The sequence below is a fragment of the Streptomyces sp. NPDC002054 genome (genome assembly GCF_040296685.1).
Lineage (GTDB): Bacteria > Actinomycetota > Actinomycetes > Streptomycetales > Streptomycetaceae > Streptomyces.
In genome coordinates this window covers 167,196-183,280 of record NZ_JBEOXT010000003.1, presented here as the reverse complement: position 1 = coordinate 183,280, position 16,085 = coordinate 167,196, and the positions used below count along the sequence as shown (strand labels likewise).

The window sequence follows — 16,085 nt, the reverse complement described above, 5'->3', positions numbered from 1 at the left end:
AGTCGAGGCCCATGCCATAACGCCCCCCCCGCATGCAGCCGCAACACGCGCAACCCCTTCCCATGGTTCACCCACACACAGCAACGCGCACCTCGAAGCGCGGGGCGCCTGGAGCGTCAAACGAACGTCCTGACAAACCAAGGCTGCATGTCGTCACACCAGGTCTGACAACAACTGGTCGAGGACCGTCTCCTCCTCGACCCGGATGTTGAGTTCCGCGAGTGCGTCGGACAGCTCCGGGTCCCAGGGGGCTTCGGCCGGGTGGCCGGTAAGGGGTTGGCCTACCGGGCCTGCGAGCGCCGCAGCCCGGTATGCGGCAGCCGTGAAGCGCCACGGCAGCCAGGGGACGCGGCGCAGCAGGGCGGAGGCGATGCGCAGCCCGCCCCAGTCGAAGTCACCGTGGTAGCGGACCGTTGCGCCACGCTCGTGAAGGTGGCTCAGCAGGGCGAGAGCGGCGGCGGATGGCTGGCCCTGCAGACACACCAGCGGCGAACAGTCCTGTCCGTGGGTGTCGGCCGCCGCCGCGAGCACGGCCGGATTCTCACACACGTGAATGGCATCGGCAGTGGACGCAGGAGGACAGCGGATGAGCTGCCGCAAGGTCAGGACGGCGGGTTCACCCGCCTCGGCCATCCAGTCCAGGGCAGGGGTGCCCCGCAGGTTCAAGGCGAGAACGGTCGAGGACAGCTCGTCGCGCAGCAGACCCGCCGACGCCCAGGCATCCCTTCTCCATTGGGCCCCGGTCCCGTCGGGGAAGCCGGTCAGCGCGCGGATGCCGGACAGGGTGACAGTGGCCAGAGCCGTACGCTCGTCCAGCGCGTGGGAGCTGTCCAGGACGCGGGCAGCGAAGGCGGGCAGTGAAACCGCCGGATCGGCGGGCAGGGCCCGCAGGACGGTCGCGGTGTGGCTGAGCAGGAGCCGGGCGGCTGCCGGGGTCACTGCCAGGCGCCGCACCAGGCCGTCCCCGCGGAGGCGGACGGCCCACGCCGCCAGGGCCGGACGTTCCGCGGCCAGCTCCTCGATCGGGGCGAACGCCGCCTGCCAGTCGTCCTCCTCGGCCCGGCGGGCGGGTCCGAGGAGGGTGACCGGTCCGGTGAGCGCGATGACCGCCGCGGCGAGCCCGTCCGGGCTGATGCCCGACCGGCGCAGTACGGCGTCCACTGCTTCCAGCCGCAACGTGAGGGAACGGCCTCCCCCGGGCACGCGGCCGAGCAGTCGTTCGGCCCCGCGCCGCTGGTCCGGGGTGGGCCGGGTCAGGGTGACGGCGCCGGTGAGCGGCTGTTCGGCCGCCAGGCGTCGGCGTGTCCGCTCCACGAGCCAGGCGAGCTCGGGAACCCCGAGCAGACGACGCAGTCGTACTGCGTCGACCGGCGCCGCTCCGGTGCCCACTGTCAGCTCCACAAGGGCTCCCGGCTGCCGGGCACGGTCGTATCGGCCGCTGACGTGTTCGTGTTCCGGACCGGGTCATCGCGGCGCATCCGCCGTGTGCCGTCCCACTCCCATCGCGTGACCAGTACGGCCGCCACATCGTCGATCCGGGACAGCTGGGCGATGGCGATGCCGGGCACCTGCGGGTAGCAGGCCCACTCCCGTTCGCTGGTCATCACCACGTCCAGGTCGAAGGCGTGCAGCAGACCGAGGCACTTGGCGCGTGAGTCGTCGTCCACGCCGGCGAACGCCTCGTCCAGGGTGACCAGGCGCGGTGCGTGGGGGCTGCTCGCGCTCGCGTAGTGCGATGAGGCGGCGGCGAACAGTGGCACGGACACCGCGAGGACGCGCTCACCGCCGGAGGCAGGACCGGTCGCGGGGACCCAGTGGCCATGCTGGTGGCGTTCGACGCCGAACTCGTGCCAGGTGCGGTAGTCGAGTGCGGCGGTGAGGTGCTCTGTCCAGCTGCCCGAGGTGTCATCGATCTGCTGGCGGGCGATCTGTGCCTGGAGGAACTCGCCCACCGCCGAACGGTCCTCGGGGGTCCAGGCATCGGCGGACTGGCGCAGCCGCTCACGGGCCTGTGCCAGTCCGGCGGGGGCCTTGCGGGAGGCCCGCCAGACCAGCCGCAGCTTCATGCCGGTGGAGGTGGGACGGTCCTCCAACTCGACGTTCATGTCCCGGACCTGCCGTTCGGCAGCACCGATGAGTTCCTGGAGGGTCCCCGCCACCTCGGTGACCAGATGGGTCTCCAGGATCTCGCGTTCGTGGGCGGACAGGATGCGGATGAGTTCACCGACCTCGGCGGCGAGCGCCTCCGCGAGTTCGGGTACGGCCCGTTCCCGCCCCTGGTACACGATGTCGACGACCATGCCGTCCTCCACCATGCGGGCGGAAGCGGTGTGGCCGTGCCGGGAGAGCGCATCCTGGAGGATCTTGAGCTCCTCGCCCAGCCGGCGCTGTACGCGTTCCCAGGCGCTGTCGGAATCGTCGGTGACCGTCAGGCCCGACTCGATGGCCCGGGCGAGGGCGACGGCGGGGGTCGCGGCCCACGGACCGTCGTCCGCGGCGGGAACCGGAAGATCGGGCAGGGCGACCGTGATGAGGCCGGTGGCGGTGAACCGCTGGAGTCCCGCGATGGCTTCTGCCCGGGCCGCGGCGGCTTCGGTCAGCCCCTTCTCCAGCTGCTCGATGCGTCCTTCGGCCTTGCCGGCCTCCCGGTCGGCTACCGCATGACGCTGCCGAGTCGCCTTCTGGTCTGCAAGGCAGTGCCGCAAAGCGTCGGCGGTCTCTGTGAGCCGACGCTGGAGTTCGGCGACGGCCGCGCCGACGGTCGAGCGAAGCGTGTGGTGCCGCTCCTCCGCGGCAGCCGCCTCACGCCCGGCGTCCTCGGCGCGCCGGGCGAGTTCGACGGCGCGCTCTTCCGCCCGTGACGCCTCGGCCTGTTCGTCCTCCACCTGACGGGTGGCCTCGGCCCGTTCCCGCAGTGCGGGCCACAGGGCGGCCAGGGCCACGGCGAGGGCACCGTGCGCGGCGCGTACGGCGGCCAGGCCGGGCCGGTCGGCGGGCAGACCCAGATCCGCGGCCGTTCCGGTGAGCTCGGCGGCCGTACGCTCGGCCAGCTCGGCCGCCTCGGCGAGTCCGGCGGCCCTTTCCTCGCGCCGGAGCCGGGCCGCGCGTACCGCCTCGGCGGCAGCCGTGATCCGGGCGTGGGCGCGAACGAGCGGGCCCTCATCGGGCAGGCCGGCCAGCTCGGCGTCGAGGGTCAGGCGGCGCGCGGCCACTGCCTCCGCCTGCTTCCTGACCTCCTCCGACTCTTGCTGGAGCACGCCGAGTTCGGCCCTGAGGTCGGCCACGCGGGCCCGCCGGGCGGCTTCCCGTGCGCCCTCGCCGATGTACTCGGCGGCCGGCTTGGTCCAGCGGCCGGTCAGCACGCCCACGCGGAACCGTCCGTCGGCCGCCACCCAGGTGCCGGAGCCGCTCCACTCCCCCAGCCCGACGGCGGCGAGGAGCCGTGCCGCGGTGTCCTCGCCCACCGAAGCGGCCTGGGCGTCGCCCCCGTCCACGGCGGGGCGCAGCAACGCGCCGAGCCCGGGACCAGGCACCGGCCCGGTGTCCGGCGACAGGAGTACGTCGTATCCGTCCGCGGCGAGCGCAGTGCCGTCGGGCAGGACCCAGGCGTCCAGCAGCCCCGAGGCCTCCAGAGCGGCCTCCAGTCCGGCACGGTCCGCCTGCGACAGTCCGTCGCGGAAGTCCACCAGCCGCCACAGCGGTGCGCCGGCGAGGTGCTCCCGCCGGCCCGGTGCGCGGGTGTGCGGGGGCCGGGGAGCACGGCGGCCACCCGCCTCCAGTGCGCTGAGCTCCACACGGATCTCACCGGTACGCGCCATCAGGTCGGCGAGCCGCCGGGCCGTGTCCGCCGCGAGCCCGGCGAGCCGCGCCGATGCCTCGCCATGTGCCCGGGCGGCGTGGCCACGGACCGGATAGTGGCCGTCGCAGTGCCCGGTCCACTCCTGGAGTTCGTCGAGCAGACCCGCCACGTCGGGGCAGGTCAGCTCGGCCCATGCCCGAACGCACTCCCGTACGTCGTCCAGCAGGACCTGCCCGGCGGCAGCGGCGGCTTCCTCCGCCCGGCCCAGCGCGTCGGCGGCCCGGTCGAGGTCGGAGTCCGCCTCGTCAAGGCGGACGGCCGCCTGACGCCGTTGCTCGGCCGCGCGTTCGGCGGCCCCGGCGAGCTCCTCCGCGTGGGCGAGTGCGCGGCGGCCCCGGTCCATGGCTTCCTCGGCCGCCCGCCGGAGATCCGTCTCGGGGAGCCCGTCGCCGGGCAGTGCGATCCGGGCCGTGTCCGCCGCTTCCCGCACCGCACGGAACGTGTCCTCGGCGAGCAGTCCGGCGGCACGCAGCCTGTTCTGGGCGGCCCCGAGGCGGCCCAGCGCCCGGGTGTGGTGCCCTGCGGCCTGCTCTTGGTCGTCCCGGGACCGGTCCCGGGCCCCGGCGGTCCGCTCCACCGCGTGCGCCGCCTGCTCCAGCTCCCGCGCACTGCGCATCTCCGGCCTCTCGCGCAGGGCCGCATCCTGAGCCTGCAGCCGGGCCTCGGTCTCCTCCAGCACGGCGAGGTGTTCCTCGGCGGCCTCCCGCTCCTCCTCGGCCCGCACCCGCTGCTCCTGGGCGCCGACGAGGTCCCGCTGGAGGTGCTCGTAACGGGAATGTTCGGCGCGCGGGAGGCGGGCACGGCGCCGCGTGGCGATCCGCGCGTACCTGCGGTAGTGGTCCAGGAAGCCGGAGGCGGCCCGCTCGGCTGCGGAGGCGGCTGCCAGCTCCTCCTTCTCCTCGTCCAGGGACCGGAATGCCTCGGCCACATCGGCGATGACGGCCTGGTCCACGGGCGGCAGGGCCTCGGTCAGGGCCCGGGAGAGGGCAGCCTCGTTGGGGCGCTTGGACAGTTGCGGCTGGCGCAGCTGGATCAGCAGGTCGACCAGGGCTCCGTAACGCTGCTCCCCCAGCCCGAACAGCGCCTCGTCGACCGCCCTGCGGTAGGTCTTCGCCTGGTCGTACACCATGCCGTGGCCGGCGACGGCCTCGGCGAGCCGGTCCCGGGACAGCGCGGTGCCGGTGGCGTCGAGCAGGCTGAGCGCGTCTTCGGCCGGATCGTCCCGGCTGTGGTCGACGCGCTGGTCGGTGAGCGCGTACCAGTGGCGGGCGATGCCCCGCCCGCTCACGGCCTTGAGGCCGCAGAGCAGGGTACGGAAGTACGGTACGCCGCTGGTCTCGTCGCGCCGGCCAAACTCGATCCAGGTGTACCCGAGCCGCTCGGAGTGCGGGTGCTCACCGCCGAGGAGGAGGTTCCACTCCATCCGCTTGCCGGGATCGCCGTCGGGTTCCACCCGGCGGGAGGTGAGGTCTCCGTCGAGCAGGAACGGGAGGGTCAGGGCGAGCACCTTGGACTTGCCGGTGCCGTTGTTCCCGCGGAGCAGCAGCCGGCCGTCCCGGAAGCAGAACTCCTCCACGTCGTAGTGGAACAGGTCGACCAGGCCGATGCGCAGGGGCTGCCAGCGGGATCGCTCGGGGACGGGGAGGCGGGTCACGGCTTGCCGGCCTTTCGCTGCGCGGGCATCCGCGCTGTCGTGGGTTCGATGACGACGGCCGGGCCGACCGCGTACCGGGCGAGGGCGGGGAGCGGCGCCACGCCGCGGTCCGTCCGCGAGGCGAGCCGCAGCGCGGTGAGCCGGGCCACGGCCTGCTCGACGAGTTCGGCCTCCATGCCCGGTTCCCGGGCGGACTTGGCCCAGAACCCGCCGTGCTCGGCGGCCAGTTCCCGGACACGGCCGGCCAGCTCGTCGGCGCCGACGGGCCCGTCCGCGGCGGCCAGGTGCTCCGCGAGCAGCAGCGTGACATGGCCGTACGTGCCCTGTTCGGGCATCCGCAGGTCGGTCAGGTCGTCATCCGGGTCCACCATGGCGATGCCCTCGGCCCGCACCTCCGGGACGAGTCCGGTCAGTTCGGTGATACGGGCGGTGAGGAAGCCTCGCTGGCGGGTGAGGTAGGCGAGTTCGGCGTCGTCGAGTTCGGCGTAGTAGAGCACCGGGTCGTCGAGCAGCCGTCGGGTCAGCGTGCGCCGCAGCGCCCGGAACCGCAGCTCGTCGCTGTCCAGCGCGGTCTCCGCGACGAGTTCGGCGAGCCGGTCGTCCAGGGTTTCGGCGTCCACCGTGGAGGGGCCCCGGCGCGCGGCGAGCAGTCCGGCCAGTACCCGCCGTTCCACGTCGTACAGCACGTCCCCGGCCCCGCTCACGTACGCCTCCTCGTCACCGGCGACGCGCCGCAGCACACCGAGGCCGAGCAGGAGCCGTACGACGGCGGCCAGGTCGAGGCGTTCGTCGCGCCGGTCGAGGGTGAACTCGATGCCCGCGGCGGTCAGGTGGGGGTCGGCGGCGTCGAGGACCACCTGGTCGGCGAGGCGGCCGAGCGCGATCTGGGCCTCACCGCGTTCGAGAGCGGCGAGGGCAAGGCAGAACAGCACATACCGGCGCCGGGTGAAGGGAGCCGCCGCCCGGCTCACCTCCCGCGCGGGGTGCGTGGGGTCGGTGAGCACACCGGGGATCTTGCGCAGGCGGGCGGACCCGGCATCCGTCTGGAGCGCCCATCCGGTGTTCCGGTCGAACCATTCACGCAGTTCGGAGGCGTGCCGGCGAACGAGACGGAACTCCTCCGCGGCGCGACCGCGCGCCAGCAAGAGGGGCTGTTTCAACAGGGCGCGCGCTGCCTTGCGCAGATCGGCGGCGTGCTGCCCGTCGAGCACCTCGGCGAGCTGATGGTTCACGGCTCCCCCTCCCCGCCCGTCAGGTCGATGATCTCTATGAGATGGTCGGGTCCTCGGAACACCCCACCGGGTGTGCGGACCTCGGCCGTGGCCGGGTCGGCCAGGGCACTGAGCCGGATCTCCATGGAGCCGTCGTTGCTCGTGGCCACGGTATGGCGCATGCCCGGCCGCCAGGTGGCCAGCGCGTCGCCGAGCAGGTGCAGGAACAGGCCGAACGCGACCGGGTCGAGTTCGCCGAGCCCGGAGAGTCGGGTGATCCCGTCGGTGACGAGCCGGGCGCGCGCTGCCGCGATCTCGGCCCGCTGCTTGGCGGCCACCTCGGCAAGCTGCCGTCGCCGGTCTGCCCGGTCCTCGACCTTGCGCGGCTTGCCGCGCCGCTCGTAGCTGCCGGTGCGCCGCAGCTGGGGGCTGATCCGGAGCGGCTCCGCCCCGGCCCACGGCGTGCCCGCGGGAACCGGCCGCGCGACCCGCGCGGCAAGGGTGTCCGCGTCGATGGTGAGGTGACGCGCCGGATAGAGCCCGAAGGCGGTCCGCCACAACCGGTGCCGGGCATCGTCATCGGGCGCCTCGGCGAACCAGCGGGCGAGCGTGCGGAAGTCCGCGGACCGGTCGGAGCGCCCGGCGCGGCGTTCGTTCAGCGACCGTACGACGGCCAGCAGCTGCGGGATCGCGCCGAGCGCCCGGCCGCGCAGCAGCCGGGCCTGCGATTCGCGGCCGTCCCGGCTGATGAACCAGGCGGCCAGCCCGGCCCACCGCCCCGCCCACCGCTCCAGGGCGTCCCGCTCGGCCCGCACCGACTCCTCGGGACCGGCGTCGGCGGCCTCCCGCGCGGCGGCGGCCCGCAGCAGCCCCTCGATCAGGCCGCCCTCCTCCAGCTCCAGGATCAGCCGGGCGATCCGGCCGCCCAGCGTGATGAGGTCCTGGATGAACCGCTCCAGATACTGGATCAGCCGGTCCTTGTAGGCGAGGAAGACCTCTTCCTCCACCTCGTGCAGATCGATGGTGCGCTGCAGGGACCCCATGAAGGCCCGCGCGTTGTCGGCGAGCGCGCCGAACCGACTCGCCAGCGCGTCCAGCGCCAGGTGCGCCTTGGCCGGATCGGGCTCGTCCTCAGCGGCGAGCACCAACAGCGCCCGCAGCTGCGTGACGATGTCATGCAGGGCCACGGCCTGGAGCGCACCGCGCCGCCCGAGCGCCTCGTCGTAGATGCCCAGCGCTTCCTCGGCGGCTTCCCCCGCCTGCGTGAGCTGGTAGATGAACCGCTTCCGGTAGAAGTCCTCGACAGCAGTGACCCGGGCGGTGTCCGGGTCGGCCCGCAGGTTCCCCCACCCGACGAGGCTGTCCAGCGCCTTGGCCACGCCGTCCACTCCGTCGGGCCGCGCCTCGGCCGGCAGCGCGGCGTACACGTCCTCGGGCCGCAGATGAACGGCGAACCGCTCCTTGGCGGTGACGAAGGCACGCATCGCGTGCCGGTAGAGCACGGCATTCGGCGCAGTGAGGTGGGCGAAGGGGCCGTACGCGCCGGGCTGCGCTTCCGAGCCGGTGGTGCTGTCGGTCATCGCGGGCGATTCTCCCGTACGGGACGCGACCGCGGCCAGGGACTGGAGCAGTTGGCCGGATCTCACCGGTCGGTCGGCTTCCGACCGCGTTGAGCCCGCCTGCCATCGGACATTCACTGTATGTGACAACCACCAGGTGGGTAGGGTGCGGCGCAGCAGCGGGCCGGCGACCGGACCGGACGGATCGGGGGACGGTAGGTGGGATGGCGCGAGGAGATCGCCTCGGCACTCGGCGAGTGGATCGCCGTCGAGGGGGGGCGCGGGCAGGCAGCCACGTTGGCAGCGCGTCGGTAGGGCGGCCCGGAGCGGTGATCCCGGTCGATACGTGGTCGATCTACGGGGCTCCGACATCGGACCGGAACAGCTGGACTCCCTGAGGCTGGCCGGACCGGACGACGACGGCATCGAGACCAAGGGCTTCGCCGTCTCCGAAACCGTGCAGAACGGCTCCCTGCTCACGCTGCGGGTACCGGAGTTCACCGAGATCACCGACCCCTACCTGTGGATGCTCAAGCAGCCACCCACCTTCCTGATCGAGGCCCTGCGTGACGGCATCGCGGGACTGGGCGAACATCCCCTCGCCACGGCTCTCGCGACCGCCGTGATCGGCGGCCCCTCGGCCCACGCCGTCGACCCGCCGGGCTTCCATCCCGCCCAGGCGGACGCCTACCGGGCCTGCCTCGGCGAGGGCGTCCACCTGGTGTGGGGGCCGCCGGGCACGGGGAAGACCACCGTCCTCAAGCGGGCCATCGGTGACCTGATCGCCCAGGGCCGGCGCGTGCTGCTGGTGTCGGCGACCAATATCGCCGTGGACAACGCCCTGCTGGGGGTGGTGCGGGAGAAGCGCCACGAGCCGGGTGACATCGTCCGGGTGGGACCGCCGCACCTGCGCGAGGTGGCCGAGGACCCTTCCGTGTCCCTGCCCCTGATGGTCCGGGCCCGGCTGACGGAGGCAACGGCCCGGCGCGCGGCACTCGAGGCCGAACTCGTCGCGGTCGGGGACCGGGCGGGGCAGTTGGCAGTGTTGGAAAGCAGCCTTGCGGGATTCGATGCCCCGGCGTACTTCGCGGCACTGAAGCTCATACGGACGCCCGGACAGGACGTGGCAGCGACGCAAGCCCGGGCGACGGAGGCGGAGCAGCGGCTCAGCCAGGCGGTCCGGCGCCTGGCTCGCCTCGCGGAGGCCATCGGGACAGCGCAGGCACGTCGGAAGGCCGCCAACGCCGCGAAGGACCGGTGGCGCGAAGTCGACGACCTCTCGGAGGAGATCACCCGGGTGCGGGAAGCGGCCGGGAACAGCGAGGCCGACGCTCTGCTCGCGGACGACCACCGCCGTGCCCTGGAGCTGAGGCTGACGGACCTTGAGACGAAGGGCGCCGTCGGCAGGTGGCGACAGCGCGACACGATCACCGCCCTCCAGGACGAACTGGCAGACGCCCGGCGGGCCGCCACCGACGCCCGTGTGGCAGCCCAGGAGGCCCGCGCCACCGCGACCGCGCACATCGCCCGTATCGGTGCACGCATCAACGCACTGGCAGAGACCATCCCGCTCACCCGGGACCAGATCGCCCGGCTCGAAGCCGACGCCGTCGCCCTCGTGGCCGAGAGCGAGCAGGCGCAGCAGCGCGCGCTCGCCCTCGAACAGGAGGCGATCCGGGCCTCCGAGACCGCCGCCCGCGCCCGGCAGGCCCACGACCTGACCGAACACGCCGCCGGACGAGGCTGGCCGGCCCAGCACGACCGGGCCGAACGACTGCGTCCCGCCGTGGCCACCGACCTCACCCGCCGACCGGAGCTGGAGAAGCAGTACCAGCAGGCGCAGGAGGAGTACGAACGGCTCGCCCGCAACGCCCAGGGCGAGATCATCAAGTCCGCCAAGCTGGTCGCCACCACCCTGGCCCGGTTCCGCACCAACCGAACGGTCTTCGAGGGCCCGTACGACGTGGTCCTCGTCGACGAGGCGGGTGCCGCGACCCTCCCCGAGGTCCTGCTCGCCACCGGAAAAGCGGACCGGGCGGCCGTCCTGCTCGGGGACTTCATGCAGCTGGGGCCGGTGATCCCGCCGTCCCTCGGCAACAACGACCGTCCCGACATGAAGCGGTGGCTGCACCCGGACGTCTTCCAGCACTGCGGCATCCAGGAACCCTCCGACGCCCAGGCGCACCCGTCCTGCGTCACGCTCACCGAACAGCACCGTTTCGGCCCCGCCGTCATGCGCCTGGCCAACGACCTCGCGTACGGCGGTGTCCTCACGGGCGGCCCCCAGGTGCTGCGGGAGCGGCCGGACAACGATCCCGAGATCGTCCTCATCGACACCGACGGCCTGCACGAGCTGGCCCGCCCCCACCTGACCGGCAGCCGCAAGGGATGGTGGCCGGCCGGCTCCCTCATCGCCCGGGCCCTGGTGGAACTCCACCGCGAACAGGGTGAGGAGGCCGGCATCGTCACGCCGTACGGCGTCCAGGCGGAGGCCACCCTGGAGGCGCTGCGCGACGTCGAGGGCGCGGGGCGCCCGCTCGCGGAGGTCGGTACGGCCCACCGCTTCCAGGGCCGGGAGTTCGACGTCGTCGTCTTCGACACGGTGGAGGGCAGCGGGGACAGCCGCGAGCTGTGGATGGCCCTCGCCCACCGGCAGCCGGGGGCCGACGCCTGGCACCGCAACGGCGTCCGCCTGTTCAACGTGGCGGTGACCCGGACGAAGACCCGGCTGTACGTCGTCGCCGGCGGGGCCCGCGTCAGGAACGCCAAGCCCGGAACGGCCCTGGCCAGGCTCGCCGGACTGATCGGATCCCCGGGCGTCCGGGTCCTGAAAGCCAAGCACCTGATCGCCCCACCGAAGGCCCCGGTCCCGTTCCGCGGCGAGTTCGGCACGGCCCTGGCGGAGGTGCTGGGCCGGCACGTGGAGGTGACCGACGTCCACGACGAGACGACCTTCTACGACACCTTCACCGAGGAGATCCACCGGGCACACCACTCCCTGTGGCTCTGGGCGCCGTGGGTGGCGAAGCGGCTCCGCTCCCTGCTGCCCGCCCTGGCAGCCGCCGCCGACCGGGGCGTACGGATCACCGTCTTCATCCGCGACGACACGGACCAGTTGCAGCGCAAGCCCGCGAGCCAGGCGCTGATCGCGGACCTGCGCGCCGTGGCCCACACCGTGATCCCGATGAACGTCATGCACCAGAAGATCGCGGTCTTCGACGAGCGGACCGTCCTGCTCGGCAGCCTGAACGCCCTGTCCCAGAGCTGGACCCGGGAGGTGATGGTCGCGATGCGCGGCGCGTACTTCGCCCGCAAGCTGCTCGCGCACGAGCACGCGGAGACCTTCGCCCGCCCGCCGAAGTGCGGCCGGTGCCGGGGCACGGAAATCGAGATCCGCCGGCGGAAGAACGGCAACTGGTTCTGGCGCTGCTACACCACCGCGTGCAAGACCACCCCTTCCGGCCGCTCCAACGCCTGGACCCAGGACATCCGCCTGCGACCCGGCCGCTAAAACCTCTCCTGTCCGTGCTCAGTCAACACACCGGGGACCTACTCCCCCGTCACTCGGAGTTTCCGCCAAGTCCGGCAGTGCAAGACGGAACGGGCCTCTCTCCGCCGAAGAACGGGCCCGGTCGGAACAGCCGCTCACCGGGGCCCGTGACTGCGTGATCTCCCTGCTGCAGGCCGCCGGCCTGCTGTTGCTGTAGAACCAGGGCTGGGTGGAACCGGTGGTCCCACCGCCTGAGCCTAGGCACCTGGTCGCCCAGCAGCTGCTTGCCGTCACTCTCCAGAAGCACAAGTTGGGGACGGGCTATGGGCGGACGAGTGGAACGGACTGGCGCCCTTCGACGGTTCCACGGCTCCGACCCTGCGCCATCTGGTGGGCAAGGGGCTCCTCGACTCCGACGGGTGCCTGCTGTTCATCGGCCCGGAAGCGGAACACTGCTTCGGAACGACGCCATTTCATCGAGCTGACCGCCTCGCTCACGGCGCCCCCGCTGTTCACCGTGCTTTCCGGGCGCACTGAGATCGGCCAGGCGGATCCGGCCGTCCTCACCGAGGAACGGCCGGGGCCTCGCCGACTGCTCCTGGCGGGGCGCAGCTGGCAGGTGACGTTCACCGACTGGGGACGCAAGCGTGTGTTCGTCGAACCCCTGGAGGGCGGAGGCATAGCCAAGTGGTCGACCGGCACGCCCACCGGCCTCTCGTACGCGCCCGCCCGTGCCATGCGGGACGTGCTGCTCGGCGCCGACCCACCCGTCTCCCTGACCCGCGGCCGCCGTGACCCTGCGGAACTCGCATGACGAGGAAGCGCCCCAGACGGTCCACCCCGGCGGAACTCTCATCAACCGGCACAAAGGGGACGTCCGCTGGTGGACCTGGGCCGGCTACCTGACCAACGCGACCCTCGCCGCCATCAATCGCACCCGACCCGGTCCAGCAACCGACCGACTGCTACGTGCGCCTGCGGGAGGACCTGACGCCGCACGCTTGGCGAGCAGCCAGGGATAGCGTGCTCTGTGCCTCCGCCCCGGTCCTGCCGGATGTCGACCGACGAGCCGTACAGGGTCTCGAGTTTTCCACGGCGTTGCCCACCCGGCTGGCTACGGCCACACTGGCCGCCAGGCTCGCCGACTTCGACGGCGCGCGCCGAACCCTGGCCGAGTCCGTGCGGTTCGTATCAGACCACCGGTGATTACGGCTGGTGGTCGACACCCGCGATGTGCCCCTCTCGCGCTGCCTGCCGACCGCAATCCGGCTGCGTGACGGGCCTTCAGAACGCGCGGCAGCAACCCGAGACGTGAGCGGACACGCTTTGCCGCCAGCTCGTACGCGCCTGAATCCGCAGGTCAGGCGCCCTTCGTGTTCGGTTCAAGGATTGTCACGCGTTCCACGTGGTGCGTCATCGGAAGCATGTCACCCATGTCGCAGCTGAGGAAAACCACAGGTCAGAAGCGGTTTCCCATCCCATCTGGGGGTCATCAGGCGCACAGAGCGCCAAATGAGCGTCACGGCGGAGAACAGAGTGGCGCGCGCTGCGGGCCCGAGCAAGGAAGCACACCGGCCACCGCTGGCCGTGGGCAAGACCAGCCTTTGACAGTCGCACGAAGGCCGAACGCACCTCGGTCGCGGCGCCCGGTGATCCCGCCCGCGCCCTAGCTGACTGCACACCAGTCCCAGCGGATGGGGCGGAGTGGCTCGAGCGGGCCGCAGCTTCCTGCTGAGGCGTCCGGACGAGCACCAGCAACGGACCCCTGCTCGGCCAGTACCGCTTCGCTGAATGGCCCTCTCCGCGACGCCAGCCAGAGTGGTGCGTCACTCCAACAAGTGCCTCGCGTGCAGTGGACGCTCGGTGCCCGTTGTCAGTGGCGACCTTTACGATCGTCCCCATAGCTGCTTCTGACGGTTCGAGCACTGAAGTGCAGGGGGTCAAGATGGGGTCACCACCGGCAAGTTCGGGACGGGTCAAGGCGCCTGAACCGACGATCGCACCGATCACTGCGCTCGCTCAGCGCGTGTTGTCCGGGGACATCGTTTTACCCAAGTACCAGCGGGCGTTTGTGTGGGGACCGGAGCAGGTGCTCCATCTGCTCGACTCGGTGCGCCGCAACTACCCTATCGGCAGCCTGCTCCTGTGGCGCACCCCGGACCGGCGCCTGGCCAGTGGCCACGAGGTCGCGGGCCTCGCAACAGTCCCCCAGCTCGAAGGGGCCCCAGTCCACTACGTGCTCGACGGCCAACAGCGCCTCGCCAGTCTGGTCGGCGCGCTGCACGGCAGGGGCGACCTGTGGGAGATCGGATACGACCTGGAGCGCGAGGAGTTCCTGCACTTCGCCGAGGACATCCCGACCGGGCCACACGTCATTCCGGTGCAGAATCTCAACTCCACGAGCTCGATGATGGCCTGGGTCAGAGAAGACGGACCGTCCGAGCAGCACATGCTGCGCGCTGAGGCATTGAGCGACCAGTTCCGCGACTACCAAGTGCCAGTGGTGACTCTACTCGACGTCACCGAAGAGGATTCCGCCCGCATCTTCGAGCGGATCAACAGCACCGGTACCCAGATGGACATCGTCGACCTGGTGCGCGCCGGCACTTGGTCGAAGGATTTCGACATCAAGGAGGAGATCGAGCAACTGCTCCAGATCCTGGACCGGAAGCAGTACGGCCGGGTCGACGCAAGAACGATGCTGCGGACGATCTCGGCAGCAGCAGGGCTCGGCTTCTCCACCAAGGCCGTCCAGGAGTTGCGCAGGGTGGACCGCGAGCAGTTGCACATCGCGGTCGAGCAGGCCGGCATCGCCGCGGCCCGAGCCGTGGATTTCCTCTCCACCCAGATTCGTACGCCACGGGCCGAGTCGCTGCCGTACTTCAACCAGTTCGCGGTCCTGGTGGAGTTGTTCCGGCAGTTGCCGAAGCCGAACGCCGCGCAGTACGCGGCGATCGGCCGGTGGTTCTGGCTGACTGCGAGCAGTGAGTACTTCAAGGGCTGGCGGGATTCACAGATGACCCCTGATCTGACGGCCCTCTCCGAATTCGCCGCAGGGCGCTCGACGGAGATCGAGACCGGCGCGGCGCTGCCGCGCAGTGTGATGTGGCAGCGGACACCGTTCTCCCGGAGCAACTCCCCAACGAAGCTACTCATTCTCCTGATGTCGCACAAGGAGCCGGTGGACCTGAACACCGGGCTCCGCATCGACACCGACAAGGCGCTGGCCGGGCAGAACGACAAGCAGTTCCACCACTTCTTCCCCAAGGCGTTCCTCCGCCGCAACGGCGTCAGCGCCCAGCGTGCCAACGCCTGCGGAAACCTGGTGATGCTCAGCGCGATCACCAACAACAACATCTCCGACTACCCGCCGTCCGTGTATCTACGGGATCACATCGACTGGCACGGCGAGGAGAAGGTACGTGCACGCCTGCGCACGAACCTGATCGAGGAAGACGCATATCAGGCAGCCCTGCGCGACGACTACGACGAGTTCCTGCGGGCGCGGTCTGAGACGCTGCACCGGCTCCTGATGGAACTGATCAGCTCTGCGGCACAGGTCGGCGGCCAGATGACGGTGACGGTCCCCGCGGCCAGGTCCGGTGCACCGGACCGGCAACCCAGCTGAGGAGGCCCGCCGCCAATGCGAATCCACGACGTCCCGGTACGGGACAGACCCCGCGAACGACTCCTTGAGCGGGGCGCAGAAGCGCTGTCTGACCGCGAGCTGCTCGCGCTGCTCCTAGTGTCGGGGCTGGCGGGCCAGGACGCGGTAGAACTCGCCGGGCGTCTGATCGCCCGGCACGGATGCCTGCATGCGCTGGCCCGGGTTCCCGCCCACGAGATGGCGACCGGTCTGGCGGGAATTGGCCCGGCGAAGGCGGCGCGGGTGGCAGCGGCGTTCCAACTAGGGCGTCGAGTCGCTGCCCCGCCGGCACAAGACCGCCAACGAGTCGCTGGCTCAGCCGACTTGGCGGCTTTGGCCGCCCCACTCCTTCACGGCTTGCGCCACGAACGCGTAGTCGTGGTCGTCTGCGACAGAGCGGGCACAGTCCTCCGTACAGCCATCCTCACGGACGGCGCCTCGGATCGCGCCCTCCTCCCCGTCCGCGACGTACTCGCCCTGGCTCTCGCCGCAGGCGGCACCGCCTTCGGCGTCGCCCACAACCACCCGACCGGCAGCCTGACCCCGAGCGAGGCCGACCGCCTCTCGACGCTCCGCCTGGCGACGGGGGCAGAGGCGGTCGGCCTGCGTTTTCTGGACCACGTGGTCGTGACGGATGGAGGGTGGCAGCGGGTGCCACCGGAGTGA

The 16,085-nt window shown here is 71.7% G+C and carries 7 protein-coding genes and 1 pseudogene; 4 read left to right on the top strand and 4 right to left on the bottom strand.

Annotation, left to right across the window (positions count from 1 at the left end):
• Positions 1-153 precede the first annotated feature (153 nt).
• Genes ABT123_RS03965 through ABT123_RS03950 form a run of 4 tightly spaced genes read right to left on the bottom strand, consistent with a single transcriptional unit; the run spans position 154 to position 8,304 of the window.
• A complete protein-coding gene (locus tag ABT123_RS03965) occupies positions 154-1,401 on the bottom strand; it encodes a TIGR02679 family protein (RefSeq protein WP_351309404.1) in 1,248 nt (415 codons plus the stop codon).
• Entirely contained in the window at positions 1,392-5,513 is a 4,122-nt protein-coding gene (locus ABT123_RS03960; RefSeq protein ID WP_351309401.1) for a TIGR02680 family protein, read from the bottom strand. Before ABT123_RS03960 ends, ABT123_RS03965 begins: the two co-directional genes overlap by 10 nt.
• Complete coding sequence (locus tag ABT123_RS03955; protein ID WP_351309398.1) at positions 5,510-6,745, bottom strand: TIGR02678 family protein; 1,236 nt, start codon at positions 6,743-6,745, stop codon at positions 5,510-5,512. The genes ABT123_RS03960 and ABT123_RS03955 overlap by 4 nt, the downstream gene beginning before the upstream one ends.
• Positions 6,742-8,304, bottom strand: coding sequence for a TIGR02677 family protein (locus ABT123_RS03950; RefSeq protein ID WP_351309395.1), 1,563 nt, complete (start codon positions 8,302-8,304; stop codon positions 6,742-6,744). Before ABT123_RS03950 ends, ABT123_RS03955 begins: the two co-directional genes overlap by 4 nt.
• Positions 8,305-8,629: 325 nt before the next feature.
• On the opposite strand from ABT123_RS03950, the gene ABT123_RS03945 reads away from it, so the two are divergent.
• The 4 genes and pseudogenes from ABT123_RS03945 to ABT123_RS03930 all read left to right on the top strand — a co-directional run bounded on the left by ABT123_RS03945 (position 8,630) and on the right by ABT123_RS03930 (position 16,085).
• On the top strand, positions 8,630-11,794 hold the full coding sequence (locus tag ABT123_RS03945; protein WP_351309392.1) for an AAA domain-containing protein: 3,165 nt from the start codon (positions 8,630-8,632) through the stop codon (positions 11,792-11,794).
• 97 nt (positions 11,795-11,891) lie between these two features.
• Positions 11,892-12,979: pseudogene (locus tag ABT123_RS03940) on the top strand (DEAD/DEAH box helicase); the annotation flags it as partial.
• Positions 12,980-13,718: 739 nt separating this feature from the next.
• Positions 13,719-15,401, top strand: a complete 1,683-nt coding sequence (locus tag ABT123_RS03935; protein WP_351309390.1) for a DUF262 domain-containing protein — start codon at positions 13,719-13,721, stop codon at positions 15,399-15,401.
• 15 nt (positions 15,402-15,416) lie between these two features.
• The gene (locus ABT123_RS03930) at positions 15,417-16,085 is read left to right on the top strand and encodes a JAB domain-containing protein (RefSeq protein WP_351309387.1); all 669 of its coding nucleotides are present in this window, start codon (positions 15,417-15,419) and stop codon (positions 16,083-16,085) included.

Bases quoted from the DNA above. Each gene is read 5' to 3' on its own strand.
- ABT123_RS03935 (WP_351309390.1), top strand. From the start codon at position 13,719: ATGGGGTCACCACCGGCAAGTTCGGGACGGGTCAAGGCGCCTGAACCG.
- ABT123_RS03950 (WP_351309395.1), bottom strand. From the start codon at position 8,304: ATGACCGACAGCACCACCGGCTCGGAAGCGCAGCCCGGCGCGTACGGC.
- ABT123_RS03930 (WP_351309387.1), top strand. From the start codon at position 15,417: ATGCGAATCCACGACGTCCCGGTACGGGACAGACCCCGCGAACGACTC.